The following is a 13,518-nucleotide window of genomic DNA, read 5'->3' as shown; positions in this document are numbered from 1 at the left end:
CTTTGGAGAAACTATGTCCGACGATATTTTTGATGCGATCATTGTAGGCGCTGGCCTAGCTGGTTCGGTTGCTGCACTGGTACTTGCCCGTGAAGGTGCTCAAGTTCTCCTAATTGAACGAGGAAACTACGCGGGCGGTAAAAACGTAACGGGTGGGCGAATGTATGCCCATAGTTTAGAACGGATCATTCCTGGGTTTACCCAAGACGCACCTATCGAACGCATGATCACCCGAGAAAAGCTGTCATTCATGACAGAAACTGGCGCTGTAACCGTCGATTTCCAAAATGCAGCTGAACAAAAACCAGAGGAAACCTCTTGGTCTGTGCTACGTGGCAAACTCGACCCATGGCTAGTTGAACAAGCTGAAAATGCTGGTGCACAGTGTATTACGGGGATTCGAGTTGATAAGTTAGTTGAACGCGATGGCAAGGTAGTTGGTGTTGAGGCTGATGGAGACGTACTTGAAGCTAAAGTGGTCATTTTAGCGGATGGCGTCAATTCACTGCTTGCCGAACAACTTGGTATGACAAAACGCGTCAGTGCGGAACATGTCGCGGTTGGAGTAAAAGAGCTTATTGAACTACCGAAAGATATCCTGGCTAACCGTTTTAATCTTAAAGAAAAAGAAGGTGTTGCATGGTTATTTGCAGGGGCTCCTACTGATGGCCTAATGGGAGGCGGCTTCCTATATACCAACGAAGATACGGTTTCTTTAGGTCTAGTTTGTGGTTTACACCACATAAAAGACGCCAAAAAGTCTGTTCCTCAAATGTTAGAAGACTTTAAGAATCACCCTGCCGTCGCCCCCCTAATTGAAGGCGGGAAAATGCTCGAATATGCCGCACACGTCGTCCCTGAAGCGGGTCTAAAAATGCAATCCGAATTGGTACGCGATGGTGTTTTAATTGCTGGTGATGCTGCGGGTATGTGTATGAACTTAGGCTTTACCATTCGCGGAATGGACTTAGCGGTCGCTTCAGGTGAAGCCGCGGCAAATGCAGTACTCAACGCGATGAAAAAAGAGGACTTTAGTAAACAAGGACTCTGTGAGTACCTCAAATTACTCAACGAAGGCCCTCTTCGAGATATGAACATGTACCAAAAAATGCCTGAATTTTTGGATAATCCACGCATGTTCTCTGCCTATCCAGAAATGGCTGTCGGTATTGCGAAAAAGCTATTCACTATTTCAGATGAAGCTCCTATCCCGCTGCGTAAGACCATGTTACAACACGCGAAAAAAGTGGGCTTTATGAATTTGCTCAAGGATGGAATCAAAGGAGTCAGAGCAATATGAGTAATCCAGTCAACGTTGATATCAAACTCGGTATTAATAAATTTAATGTCGATGAAGAAAACCCACATATTGTTGTGAAAGAGCATCCAGACATGCAGGTGCTTGAAACATTAACCAAAGCCTGCCCAGCAGGTTTGTATAAAAAACAAGAAGATGGTTCAGTTCGTTTCGACTATGCAGGCTGCCTTGAATGTGGCACTTGCCGTATTCTAGGCCTAGATAGTGCATTAGAAAAATGGGAATACCCACGCGGCACATTTGGTATTGAATTTCGTTACGGCTGATTATTTCGCATTACTCTCGAAGTAACATGCTTCGAGAGCTTTTGAGCGGTTATTTGCGCTGATACAGGGATGCATAATGAAACCAAAAAGTTTTGATGACATTCAATTTTCTTCCGTTCACCGGCGGATCATGCTGTGGGGTAGCGGTGGGCCTTTTCTGGATGGTTATGTGTTAGTCCTGATTGGCGTTGCTTTAGAACAACTTACCCCTGTATTAAGCTTAAGTAGCGAATGGATTGGCTTACTCGGAGCAGCAACACTTGCGGGTCTCTTCATAGGAACCTCCCTATTCGGCTATATTTGTGACCAAGTCGGTCGCCGCAAAATGTTCTTAATTGATATTGTTGCCATTGGTGCTATTTCTGTTGCGACCATGTTTGTCTCAACACCGATGGAGCTGCTCATCATGCGGTTCTTAATCGGGATAGTAATTGGTGCAGATTACCCGATTGCAACGTCAATGATCACCGAATTCTCTAATACCAAACAACGCGCATTTGCTGTCGGTTTTATTGCGGCAATGTGGTATGTGGGCGCAACCTGTGCCAATCTCGTCGGTTATATGCTGTATGACGTTCAAGATGGCTGGCGCTGGATGCTTGGCAGTGCAGTTATCCCCTGCATCGTCATTTTAATAGGCCGTTTTGATTTACCGGAGTCCCCTCTTTGGCTTATTCGTAAAGGCCGGGTCAAAGAGTGCGAAAAAATGATGGAAAAGCTGTTTGGCCAGCCCGTGGTATTCGAAGCTGAAGAACAACAAAAAACACATTTCCTCCAGTTATTCACTAAGCGCCATTTTTCTTTCGTTCTATTCACTGCCATTATTTGGACCTGCCAAGTGATCCCGATGTTTGCAATTTACACCTTTGGCCCACAAATTGTTGGCCAGCTCGGTTGGGATCAAGGGAAAAATGCCGCACTGGGTAACGTGGTTATCAGCCTATTCTTTATGTTAGGCTGCTTACCCGCGATGTATTGGCTAAATAAAATGGGACGGCGGCCACTATTGATTGGTAGTTTTGCCATTATGACTCTTGCACTGGCGATACTTGGGCTATTCTCAAACCTCGGTATTTGCCTTGTGATTATTATGTTTGGCATTTACGCATTCTTTTCAGGCGGCCCCGGTATTTTACAATGGCTCTATCCTAATGAACTATTCCCAACAGATATCCGTGCCTCTGCCGTTGGGGTAATTATGTCCATCAGCAGGATTGGAACCATTTTTTCAACATGGGCACTACCGCTATTTATCACTAAATACGGCGTCAGTTCGGTAGTGCTGATGGGAGCGGGTGTTTCACTTATAGGGTTGATTGTCTCAGTTCTATTTGCCCCCGAAACCAAAGGCTTAACCTTAGCGCAAACCTCAGTGATGGGTATTCGGCGTGGAAAGAAGTAAGAGAAGCAAGAGAAGTTACTACGATGAGCAATTATATCCAATACGCTAAATAGTTTGAGTTGTGGCTAGGTGGCAAGTGAATAAGACCCTAGGAGCATACAAAAGTATGTGGCTAGGGCGAATGAACGCGGCCAACAACGCCACAGCCAAAATATGACGCGTATTTAGTTTGAAATACGATAAATACCAATACGCTAAATAGTTTGGGTTGTGGCTAGGCGGCAAGTGAATAAGACCCTAGGAGCATACAAAAGTATGTGACTAGGGCGAATGAACGCGGCCAACAACGCCACAGCGCAAAATATGACGCGTATTTAGTTGGTTGAGAATGGCATGATCTCATACCAAACCAGCAACCAAATAGTCACATAGGCAAAAATCGCGGCAATAATATCATCAATCATAATACCAAAACCGCCGCTGACTTTTCGGTCAAAAAACCGTATCGGCCATGGCTTCCACATGTCATAAATGCGGAAAATAAAGAATGCGGTGATGACCCACTCATAATCAACAACAGGGATCGCCATTAGCGTAATCCACATCCCGATAAATTCATCCCAAACAATACTGCCATGGTCATGAATTTTCATATCGTCGGAAGTGCGCTGGCAAATTAGGCAACCAATCCAAAAACCCACAACAATGAGTACCCACACACTCCAAATTGGCATATTTGCCATTAATAACCAAAAAGGTATCGCAGCAAGAGAGCCCATTGTGCCAGGCACAATAGGCGAAAGGCCACTACCAAACCCCGTAGCCAATAAGTGCCAAGGATTATGCATATTTAGCCGTTTTTTTGCTTCTGCTTTTTCTTGGCGACTTGCCATTCTATGCACCTTCCGAAACAAAATGATCGAAACCTTTTAGGTTTACATCAACTTCTTGGTTATTGCAAAAGTAGCTAATTCCTTCAGACTGCGGCTTAATTTGCCCGATACACGTAAAGCCTGATCCCGTATGCGCTAATGCCATCTCTAACGCCCCACGATTAATTTCAGGAACGGTAAAACAGAGTTCGTAATCTTCACCACCACTCAAAGACCATAAACGCCCTTGCTCAATACTACAACTTTGTTTCAACGCTTCTGATTGAGGCAATGCATCTAAATTAATGCGTGCGCTACAACCACTCGCTTTCAAGATATGGTTAAGATCAGAAACTAAACCATCCGAAATATCAATTGCTGAAGAAGCAAGGTTTCTCAACGCTTGGCCTTGTAAAATACGTGGCTGCGGACGTAAATGACGCGCAATTAGCCATTCTTGATGTTCTACATTTTTAACATTCAGCTTATCTTGCAAAATAGCTAAGCCAGCTGCGCTATCACCTAGAGTACCCGTGACATAAATCCAATCACCATTGCGCGCCCCTGCGCGAGACATCGCCTTACCATTCGGTACTAAGCCATGAACCGTGTAGGTTAAACTCATTGGTCCGCGTGTTGTATCACCACCAATCAATTGCATTCCATAATAGTTAAGCTGTTCAAACAAACTATCACTAAAGGATTGCAACCAATCACAATCAACGCAAGGCAATGTAATTGCTAAAGAAACCCATGCAGGATCCGCCCCCATCGCCGCAAGGTCACTTAAATTAGAGGCTAATGATTTATAAGCAAGATCAGCTGGTGAAATGGTTGGTAGGAAGTGAATACCAGAAACAAGAGTGTCAGTGCTTACAGCAAGTTGCTGTTTTTCTGGAATGGTCATCAACGCACAGTCATCCCCAATACCGATATTAACATCACGTCGGTTAGTGGTTTGACGGTTAAAATAACGCGCGATGAGGTCAAATTCGCCATATGACATGGTAGATTTTCCGTTTTCGCTATATCTATTTTCGTTTGAGACGAAGCAAATAATTTACACCCTAATAATTCAATAATAGGTAAATAATGCATAATTGCTAACCTAAATAACGTATCTAATTGGCCACAATTATTTTTCGCTCACCTATCATTGAAATATCGCGAGCATATAAACACAAAGGTAGACTGGAACCCAGCCTACCTATTCATTACCGTAGTGCAACAGGAGGGAACCCTGGTATTATTATTTTTTACGGCGAACCGCAGGTGCAGCTTTATCTAATACACCGTTAACGAATTTATGGCTATCTTCTGCGCCAAAAACTTTCGCTAATTCAATACCTTCATTGATTGCAACTTTATAAGGTACATCTTCACGGAAACTTAATTCAAACATGGAGACACGTAAAATCGCTTTTTCTACCTGCCCTAACTCTTCGAGCTGACGAGATAAATAAGGCGCCATCAGTTGATCAAGTTTTGTCGCGTTGGTCGCAACACCTGATAACAGTTCACGAAAATAGTTTACGTCAACGTCTGACATGTCCTGTTCAGCAATAAACTCATATTCGACTTCAGCAATTGGATTGCCAGATAATTGCCATGAATAAATGGCCTGTACAGCACACTCACGAGCGCGGCGACGAGCAGCAGGTTTCACAAGATTCCCCTTAAATTTAAAAACTGTACACAAAAAACACTTGTTGCATTGCGTTATCTACACCATTGTGGCGAAAAAACGGCAACATAGAGCTAATTGTGTATTATTTGCCTTTGATGGCCTTAATTACATTAATCATTTCCAGTGCTGTCAGTGCAGCTTCAGCACCTTTATTACCTGCTTTAGTACCCGCACGTTCAATGGCTTGTTCGATATTTTCAGTGGTTAACACACCAAAAGTCACTGGCACTTCACTGTTCATCGCGACATGGGATAGGCCGGAGCTACATTCACCTGCAACATATTCAAAGTGAGCGGTACCGCCACGAATAACCGTACCTAATGCAATGACTGCATCGTATTTATTCGTTTCAACTAATGCTTTTGTGGTCAACGGCAGCTCATAAGCGCCTGGAACCCACACAATTGTAATGTTGTCATTTGAAACCTGACCAATGCGTTCTAACGCATCAACAGCACCTTCCAGCAGACTATCATTAATAAAGTTGTTAAAACGAGCGATAGCGATAGCAACACGCGCTTGTGGCGCAGCAACAACACCTTTAATTACGTTCATAGCCTTCCTCTAATATTAATTATAACCCGCGGGGCGCGGATTTTATCACATTCTTTCGTGTATCGTACGTATGATTTTCAAAAAAACCACTTACCATACGGGACGAAGCCTGACACGTAGGTCTGGCCCAACTTGCGTCACTTCTGTAAATTCAAACTTTGGCGCATCAATAAGGGCATTAAGCGGTGGGAAGTCCACTAGGCCTCGAGCGCTATTTCCTAATAATTTAGGCGCAATATAGACAATCAGCTCATCCACTAAACCTAACTTAAGCAATGAGCCTGCAAGTTTTGCCCCTGCCTCAACCCAAATGCTATTCACATTACGTTTAGCCAGTTGCATCATCAAAATGACGAGGTCAGTGCCGTTTTCATCTGCAGGAATAGCGATTTGCTCAACTTGCCCCTGCCATACTGCATTTTCATCTGGGTTTGAACGCACTAACCAACATTCGCCATCTAATTGAGTGACACGATGCTCAGAAGTCACTCGATTGTGGTTATCTAGCACAATACGGATGGGTTGACGGACTTGTTCTTCAGGGTAAATTTGCTGAATATTACTAGGTAATTCTTTCCAACGTACCGTTAAAGAAGGGTCATCGGCAACCACGGTGCTGCTGGTACTTAAGATAGCACTAGCCTCGGCTCGAAGAGCTTGCACATCTTTGCGAGCTGCGGGGCTGGTGATCCATTTACTTTCCCCAGTTCCAAGGGCGGTTTTGCCATCTAGTGAAGCGGCGAGTTTTAATTGAATATAGGGAAAGCCAGTACGCATACGTTTTAAGAAGCCGCGGTTAGCCGCTTCTGCATCATCTAATAAAACATTACTGCGCGTTTCAATTCCTGCTTGCGACAACATATACAAACCGCGGCCCGCAACTTGAGGGTTTGGGTCTTGCATGGCAGCGACGACTCGGCTTACACCTGCATTGATCAGCGCTTCTGCGCAAGGCGGGGTACGGCCGTGATGGCTACAAGGCTCAAGGGTGACATAAGCTGTTGCCCCTTGCGCTTTATCACCGGCCATTCTTAATGCGTGAACCTCAGCATGGGGTTCACCTGCTTTTTGGTGATACCCCTCACCAACAATGACACCATCACGCACAATCACGCACCCAACATTTGGATTAGGTGATGTGGTAAAACGCCCTTTTCGTGCCAATTCAAAGGCACGAGCCATATAAATGTTGTCTTGTTCAATCATTGGCGTTAATCCTGTAATTTAGCGATTTCTTCGCCAAACTCACGCACATCTTCAAAACTGCGATAAACAGAAGCAAAACGGATATAGGCAACTTTATCGAGCTTTTTCAGCTCATCCATAACCAAACTGCCAATTAATTTCGACGGAACTTCACGTTCCCCGGTTGCCCGAAGCTGGGATTTAATCGAAATAATAGCTTGTTCAATGGCATCAGAACTTACAGGTCGTTTTTCTAATGCCTTTTGCATACCCCGATTAAGCTTTTCTTCATCAAAAGGTTCGCGGATATCATCGCTTTTAATGACCCTAGGCATGACCAGTTCAGCAACTTCAAAGGTTGTGAAGCGCTCATGACAAAGTAAACATTGGCGGCGTCTACGGACTTGGGACCCTTCACCGACCAGACGCGAGTCAATAACTTTCGTATCTACAGCTGAGCAGAATGGGCAGTGCATAGCGTTTCCTGAATCTATTTAGGGGGAGGTAGTTTACCCTACTATGCAAGAAAAAACACCCTAGAAGATGTCTCCTAGGGTGCTCTTGCTGCTCTTCATATTTCGCGTTGTAGGGGTGTTGGCATCGCTTATTAACCCTAGTCACATACTTTTGTATGCTCCTAGGGATATCGTTCACTTGCTGCCTACTCACAACACGAACTATTTTGAGTGCTAATTGACTTAGTTATTCATCGTTTTTAAAACTAAGGCAGTAATGACTCTTGGTCTGCGCCTTCTTTTTCGACTTTCGCTTGCATCAAGTGTTCACGTTTCATACCCATCTTCAGTGCTAATGCAGAAGCCACATAAATAGATGAGATAGTACCGATAGTTACACCGATTAACATAACCAATGAGAAGCCTTCCAGCATTGCACCGCCAAATAGGTACAGCATCAGAACCACTAATAATGTGGTGGCTGATGTCATGATGGTACGGCTCAATGTTTGCGTCAAAGAGACGTTCATGATTTCATATGGTGTACCACGGCGAATTTTACGGAAGTTCTCACGGATACGGTCTGATACAACGATACTGTCGTTCAGTGAGTAACCGATAACCGACATCAATGATGCCACGATAGTCATATCTATCTCAATATGGAACAGAGACAGAATTCCTAAAGTAATTACCACGTCATGCGCGAGTGACAATACCGCACCCGCAGCTAAGCGCCATTCAAAACGGAAGCCGACATAAATCAAGATACAAATCAACGCAGTTAACAGAGCCAAAGCCCCTGTTTGCGCCAACTCAGCACCGACACTCGGCCCAACGAATTCAATACGCTTAACGGTTGCTTTATCATCTACACTCTGGTTGATGATTGTGATAATTTCTTTCCCAACTTCTTGACCCGCAGTGCCTTCAATTGGCGGAATGCGGATCATGATGTCGCGGCTGCTACCAAAGTTTTGGATTAATGGATCTTTATGGTTCGAGTTAGACAAGCTATCACGAATTTTATCCAAATCAGCTGGCTGACTTAAGTTGATTTCAATGACCGTACCACCAGTGAAATCTAAGCCCCAGTTAAAACCTTTGACGCCAATAATCACAAAAGAAGCAATCAGTAATACGATAGAAATACTAAAGGCAACGTTGTCCCAGCGCATAAAGTCATAGACTTTACGACCATAGTTCAATTGTTCAACAGTATAATCCTGTGCCACAACGTGCTCCTTAAATTGACAGCTTGTTAATACGTTTACCGCCGTAAAGCAGGTTCACGATAGCACGTGTACCGACGATAGCTGTAAACATAGAGGTTGCGACACCAATCGCTGTCGTAATCGCAAAGCCTTTAATCGACCCAGTACCCACTGCATAAAGAATAATCGCAGTGATAAGTGTCGTTAAGTTTGCGTCTGTAATACTTGAGAAGGCGCCTTTATAGCCTTCATGAATCGCTTGCTGGACAGACCGCCCATTTCGCAGCTCTTCTTTTATCCGTTCATTGATAAGAACGTTCGCATCGACGGCAACCGCAAGGGTTAACACGATACCGGCTATACCTGGCATGGTGAGTGTCGCGCCCGGTAATAAGGACATTACACCAACAATTAACACCAAGTTTGCCAACAGCGCACTACTCGCAATCAAACCAAATTTACGATAGTAAATAATCATAAATAGGATAGAAGCTAACAGACCTGCGATACAAGCTTTTAGCCCTTGCTCGATATTTTGCATACCCAGTGTTGGACCAATGGTTCGTTCTTCAACAATTTGGATTGGTGCAATCAACGCACCCGCACGTAACAGTAATGAAAGCTGGCGAGCTTCAGTGCCGTTAGTAATACCGGTAATACGGAATTTACTACCAAAACGCGCAGAAATACGTGCCGCATTGATGACTTTTTCATCTTTCACCAAAATTGAACGGCCTGTTGCGTCTTTTTTGCCACTGTCTTTGTATTCAACAAACAGCGTTGCCATCAGCTTGTCTTGGTTATCACGCGTAAAGTCAGACATGATAGAGCCACCAGCACTATCTAGGCTGATACTCACTTGTGGTTGACCATTTTCATCCGCTTCAGAGGTTGAATCGGTAATATGGTCACCCGTTAAGATCACACGCTTATATAACACGTAAGGCATGCCTTCACGGTCATATTTAACTTCTGAGTCACCTGGTACACGGCCACTTTCTGCTGCTGAAGAATCGACTGAAGTATTCACCAAACGGAATTCTAATGTCGCTGTCGCACCTAAAATTTCTTTTGCGCGAGCGGTATCTTGAATACCCGGTAATTCAACGACAATTCGGTCAGCACCTTGGCGTTGAACAAGTGGCTCCGCAACACCTAATTGGTTTACACGGTTGCGAATAATAGTAATGTTCTGAGAAACAGCATAGTTACGTGCTTCACGTAAGCGCTCGTCGGTCATAACAGCAATCATAGTGTTATCGCTGCCATCACTAAAGACTAAGTCTGGGTATTTACGAGACAATGCTTTTTCAGCTTGGCTACGATCATCCGCGTTACGGAAGCGAACTTCCACGCTGTAATCATTGCCTTTACGAATAGAAGAGTACGCAATGCCTTCTTGACGCAGGTCATTACGCAAACCATCCATGTTTTGTTCCTGCAATTTACCTAATGCAGTGTCCATATCAACTTCCATCAGGAAGTGAACCCCACCACGCAGATCAAGACCAAGCTTCATCGGTTCACCACCGACAGCTTCAAGCCACTTAGGCGTTGCAGGTGCAAGGTTTAATGCAACAACATACTGGTCACCCAGTGCATTCATGATCACTTCACGCGCACGTAACTGAACATCAGAGTTGTTGAATCGGGCTAAAATCGCCCCATTTTCTAGAGAGATAGATTTACTCTCAATTTTATCGTCTTTTAACGATTTTTGGACTTGGATCAGCGTTTGTTCATTGGCGGCGGTTCCCCGCACGCCAGTGATCTGAACAGCCGGATCCTCACCATATAGGTTTGGAAGCGCATAAAGCAAACCGATGAGGATCGCACAGATCAACATCAGATACTTCCACAAAGGATAACGGTTTAGCACGGCAGTTCCCTTCGGGAGAATCAGAATTAAATTGCTTTCATTGTGCCTTTAGGTAAAACAGCAGCAACGAAATCACGTTTGATGGTTACTTCTGTGTTCTCACTCAGCTCAAGAACCACATAACCGGTTTCAGACACTTTAGTTACACGTCCGATTAAACCACCAGTTGTTAAAACTTCATCACCTTTAGTGATAGATTCCATCAATTTACGGTGTTCTTTCGCACGTTTTTGCTGTGGACGCAAAATCATGAAATAGAAGATCAGCGCGAAAACAACAAGCATGATAACCATCGTGTATGGACTACCTTGCGCTGGTGCACCTGCTGATGCCGCTGCTTCAGAAATAAAAAAACTCATTCAACTTTCCTCATTGTTTTATTGAAAGCAATTTTACATACAAAAAAGCTAAGTTTGATATGCTACACAGATTAGTGGCATTTCGCACTTAAATTCACTCGATATTTAATGAAGGTTCGGGTTTACCAATCTTTTGGTAAAAATCTTTAGCAAACTCTTCAAAATTCCCATTTTCAATGGCTTGGCGAATACCGGCCATCAAGCGTTGGTAATAACGTAAATTATGAATGGTATTGAGCCTTGCACCAAGAATTTCATTACATCTATCAAGGTGATGCAGGTAAGCACGGCTATAATGACGACAAGTATAGCAGTCACAATCAGCATCCAGTGTTGATGTGTCTGATTTATACTTAGCATTACGAATTTTTACCACGCCATTTGTCACAAATAAATGTCCATTTCGTGCATTTCGCGTTGGCATCACGCAATCGAACATATCAATACCGCGGCGAACACCTTCCACTAAGTCTTCCGGTTTTCCTACGCCCATTAAATAGCGTGGTTTTTCTGCCGGAATTTGCGGGCAAACATGTTCTAAAATACGGTGCATATCTTCTTTCGGTTCGCCTACGGCTAAGCCGCCTACAGCGTACCCATCAAAGCCGATTTCCACCAGCCCCTTAACTGAAATATCACGTAAATCTTCGTAAACACTGCCTTGAATGATACCAAACAGTGCATTTTTGTTGTTCAGTTCGTCAAAACGTTGACGGCTACGTGCAGCCCAACGCAGCGACATTTCCATTGATGTCTTTGCATAGTCCCAATCCGCAGGGTATGGCGTACATTCGTCAAAAATCATGACAATGTCTGAGCCGAGGTCATACTGGATTTCCATCGACTTTTCAGGGCTTAAGAAGACCTTTTCACCGTTGATAGGGTTACGGAAGTGCACACCTTCTTCTTTAATTTTGCGCATCGCACCAAGGCTAAAGACCTGAAAACCACCTGAGTCGGTCAAAATTGGGCCTTGCCATTGCATAAAGTCATGGAGGTCGCCATGTAACTTCATGATTTCTTGACCTGGGCGTAACCACAGGTGGAAAGTATTCCCCAATAAGATTTGCGCGCCAGTCTCTTTGACTTCTTCGGGAGTCATGCCTTTAACCGTACCGTAGGTTCCTACTGGCATAAATGCAGGGGTTTCCACCACGCCGCGCTCAAACACTAAGCGACCACGGCGTGCATTGCCATCGGTCGTCTGTAATTCGTATTTCACATTTGCCTCCTAGCAGCAGAAAAACAGTCTGTTGCTATCGATAATATTAATTTGCTAAGCAAGCAGCTGCTGCCACCGCTTAAAACTGATTACTCACCAATTTTCTCGGAACTGGCATGCGCATTCGGCGTGATGAACATCGCATCACCGTAACTAAAGAAACGGTATTTTTGTTCCACCGCTTCTTTATACGCATTCATGGTGTTTTTGTATCCAGCAAACGCAGAAACCAACATAATTAATGTAGATTCAGGTAAGTGGAAGTTGGTGATTAGCGCATCTATCACCTGATATTCATACCCAGGGTAAATAAAGATTTGGGTATCATCAAAAAATGGAGCAATTAAAGCACCTTGGCTCACTTTTGCGGCACTTTCTAGCGACCGAACAGACGTCGTTCCAACAGCAATAACGCGATTGCCTCGTGCTTTACAGGCTAAAACAGCGTCTACGACCTCTTGTGGCACTTCTGCATATTCCGAATGCATAATGTGATCTTCGATAGTATCAACACGCACAGGTTGAAAAGTACCGGCTCCCACATGCAATGTCACAAACGCCATTTCTACGCCTTTTTGGCGCAATGCTTCAAGTAACGGTTCATCAAAGTGCAAGCCTGCCGTTGGTGCTGCCACAGCACCCGGTTTTTCGCTATACACGGTTTGATAAAGTTCTTTATCTGACTCTTCATCAGGGCGATCGATATAAGGCGGCAGAGGCATATGACCAATTTGGTTTAGAATGCTTAATACATCACGTTCATCGTCGAAACGTAGTTCAAACAATGCACCATGACGTGCAACCATCGTTGCCTTCACGCTTTCATCTTCGCCTAGCAGTAATTCAGCCCCTTCTTTTGGTGCTTTTGATGCCCTAACATGAGCAAGTACGCGGTGTTCATCCAACATACGCTCAATCAAAACTTCAATTTTACCGCCGCTAACTTTACGCCCAAATAACCGTGCAGGGATCACGCGAGTGTTATTGAACACCAGCAAGTCACCGCGCTCCAATTTTTCTAGAATATCGGTAAAAACACCATGCGTGAGCTGCCCTGAGCCACCATCTAAGCTTAATAAGCGGCAAGCGCTACGCTCAGCCTGTGGATAATGGGCAATTAGTTCTTCAGGTAATTCAAAAGTAAAATCAGAAACACGCATTGT

Annotated in this window: 14 protein-coding genes; 3 read left to right on the top strand and 11 right to left on the bottom strand. The window is 44.2% G+C overall.

The window, feature by feature from the left end; genetic code table 11:
- Nucleotides 1-13: 13 nt before the first annotated feature.
- The 3 genes from fixC (at nt 14) to G6Q48_RS12105 (ending at nt 2,986) form a co-directional block, all read left to right on the top strand.
- A complete protein-coding gene (gene fixC, locus G6Q48_RS12115) occupies nt 14-1,300 on the top strand; it encodes an FAD-dependent oxidoreductase FixC (protein ID WP_166266687.1) in 1,287 nt (428 codons plus the stop codon).
- Nucleotides 1,297-1,584 carry a ferredoxin-like protein FixX gene (gene fixX, locus G6Q48_RS12110; protein WP_102139020.1) on the top strand — a complete coding sequence of 96 codons (288 nt, stop codon included), beginning with the start codon at nt 1,297-1,299 and terminating at the stop codon, nt 1,582-1,584. Before fixC ends, fixX begins: the two co-directional genes overlap by 4 nt.
- A 76-nt stretch (nt 1,585-1,660) precedes the next feature.
- On the top strand, nt 1,661-2,986 hold the full coding sequence (locus G6Q48_RS12105) for an MFS transporter (RefSeq protein ID WP_241098700.1): 1,326 nt from the start codon (nt 1,661-1,663) through the stop codon (nt 2,984-2,986).
- A 314-nt stretch (nt 2,987-3,300) separates the two neighbouring features.
- Here G6Q48_RS12105 and pgpA read toward each other — a convergent pair whose 3' ends face one another.
- The 11 genes from pgpA to queA all read right to left on the bottom strand — a co-directional run bounded on the left by pgpA (nt 3,301) and on the right by queA (nt 13,515).
- Nucleotides 3,301-3,819 carry a phosphatidylglycerophosphatase A gene (gene pgpA / locus G6Q48_RS12100; RefSeq protein ID WP_166266685.1) on the bottom strand — a complete coding sequence of 173 codons (519 nt, stop codon included), beginning with the start codon at nt 3,817-3,819 and terminating at the stop codon, nt 3,301-3,303.
- Nucleotide 3,820: 1 nt separating this feature from the next.
- Nucleotides 3,821-4,804 carry a thiamine-phosphate kinase gene (gene thiL, locus G6Q48_RS12095; RefSeq protein WP_166266683.1) on the bottom strand — a complete coding sequence of 328 codons (984 nt, stop codon included), beginning with the start codon at nt 4,802-4,804 and terminating at the stop codon, nt 3,821-3,823.
- Between the two features lie 243 nt (nt 4,805-5,047).
- Complete coding sequence (gene nusB, locus G6Q48_RS12090) at nt 5,048-5,464, bottom strand: transcription antitermination factor NusB (RefSeq protein ID WP_036958557.1); 417 nt, start codon at nt 5,462-5,464, stop codon at nt 5,048-5,050.
- Between the two features lie 103 nt (nt 5,465-5,567).
- Nucleotides 5,568-6,041 carry a 6,7-dimethyl-8-ribityllumazine synthase gene (gene ribH, locus G6Q48_RS12085; RefSeq protein WP_004905531.1) on the bottom strand — a complete coding sequence of 158 codons (474 nt, stop codon included), beginning with the start codon at nt 6,039-6,041 and terminating at the stop codon, nt 5,568-5,570.
- Nucleotides 6,042-6,131: 90 nt separating this feature from the next.
- Nucleotides 6,132-7,247 carry a bifunctional diaminohydroxyphosphoribosylaminopyrimidine deaminase/5-amino-6-(5-phosphoribosylamino)uracil reductase RibD gene (ribD, locus tag G6Q48_RS12080; protein ID WP_102139015.1) on the bottom strand — a complete coding sequence of 372 codons (1,116 nt, stop codon included), beginning with the start codon at nt 7,245-7,247 and terminating at the stop codon, nt 6,132-6,134.
- 5 nt (nt 7,248-7,252) lie between these two features.
- Nucleotides 7,253-7,702, bottom strand: a complete 450-nt coding sequence (nrdR, locus tag G6Q48_RS12075; RefSeq protein ID WP_102139014.1) for a transcriptional regulator NrdR — start codon at nt 7,700-7,702, stop codon at nt 7,253-7,255.
- Nucleotides 7,703-7,947: 245 nt separating this feature from the next.
- Nucleotides 7,948-8,916 (bottom strand): protein translocase subunit SecF, encoded by a 969-nt coding sequence (secF, locus tag G6Q48_RS12070; protein WP_004905538.1) that lies wholly within the window; start codon nt 8,914-8,916, stop codon nt 7,948-7,950.
- Between the two features lie 10 nt (nt 8,917-8,926).
- Complete coding sequence (gene secD / locus G6Q48_RS12065; protein WP_166266681.1) at nt 8,927-10,774, bottom strand: protein translocase subunit SecD; 1,848 nt, start codon at nt 10,772-10,774, stop codon at nt 8,927-8,929.
- A 26-nt stretch (nt 10,775-10,800) separates the two neighbouring features.
- On the bottom strand, nt 10,801-11,133 hold the full coding sequence (yajC, locus tag G6Q48_RS12060; RefSeq protein ID WP_004905542.1) for a preprotein translocase subunit YajC: 333 nt from the start codon (nt 11,131-11,133) through the stop codon (nt 10,801-10,803).
- Nucleotides 11,134-11,227: 94 nt separating this feature from the next.
- A complete protein-coding gene (gene tgt / locus G6Q48_RS12055; protein WP_102139012.1) occupies nt 11,228-12,355 on the bottom strand; it encodes a tRNA guanosine(34) transglycosylase Tgt in 1,128 nt (375 codons plus the stop codon).
- A gap of 89 nt (nt 12,356-12,444) precedes the next feature.
- Nucleotides 12,445-13,515, bottom strand: coding sequence for a tRNA preQ1(34) S-adenosylmethionine ribosyltransferase-isomerase QueA (gene queA, locus G6Q48_RS12050; protein ID WP_102139011.1), 1,071 nt, complete (start codon nt 13,513-13,515; stop codon nt 12,445-12,447).
- Nucleotides 13,516-13,518 lie beyond the last annotated feature (3 nt).

The sequence above is a fragment of the Providencia sp. M-27 genome, assembly GCF_011077905.1.
GTDB lineage: Bacteria > Pseudomonadota > Gammaproteobacteria > Enterobacterales > Enterobacteriaceae > Providencia > Providencia huaxiensis.
Note: the sequence above shows the minus strand (reverse complement) of the source record. Positions and strands in the feature narration are given on the sequence as shown.

Excerpts from the sequence above, each read along its gene's own strand:
- ribD (WP_102139015.1), bottom strand. The coding sequence starts at position 7,247 with ATGATTGAACAAGACAACATTTATATGGCTCGTGCCTTTGAATTGGCA.
- fixC (WP_166266687.1), top strand. The coding sequence starts at position 14 with ATGTCCGACGATATTTTTGATGCGATCATTGTAGGCGCTGGCCTAGCT.
- fixX (WP_102139020.1), top strand. The coding sequence starts at position 1,297 with ATGAGTAATCCAGTCAACGTTGATATCAAACTCGGTATTAATAAATTT.
- G6Q48_RS12105 (WP_241098700.1), top strand. The coding sequence starts at position 1,661 with ATGAAACCAAAAAGTTTTGATGACATTCAATTTTCTTCCGTTCACCGG.
- queA (WP_102139011.1), bottom strand. The coding sequence starts at position 13,515 with ATGCGTGTTTCTGATTTTACTTTTGAATTACCTGAAGAACTAATTGCC.
- nrdR (WP_102139014.1), bottom strand. The coding sequence starts at position 7,702 with ATGCACTGCCCATTCTGCTCAGCTGTAGATACGAAAGTTATTGACTCG.
- thiL (WP_166266683.1), bottom strand. The coding sequence starts at position 4,804 with ATGTCATATGGCGAATTTGACCTCATCGCGCGTTATTTTAACCGTCAA.
- ribH (WP_004905531.1), bottom strand. The coding sequence starts at position 6,041 with ATGAACGTAATTAAAGGTGTTGTTGCTGCGCCACAAGCGCGTGTTGCT.
- yajC (WP_004905542.1), bottom strand. The coding sequence starts at position 11,133 with ATGAGTTTTTTTATTTCTGAAGCAGCGGCATCAGCAGGTGCACCAGCG.
- pgpA (WP_166266685.1), bottom strand. The coding sequence starts at position 3,819 with ATGGCAAGTCGCCAAGAAAAAGCAGAAGCAAAAAAACGGCTAAATATG.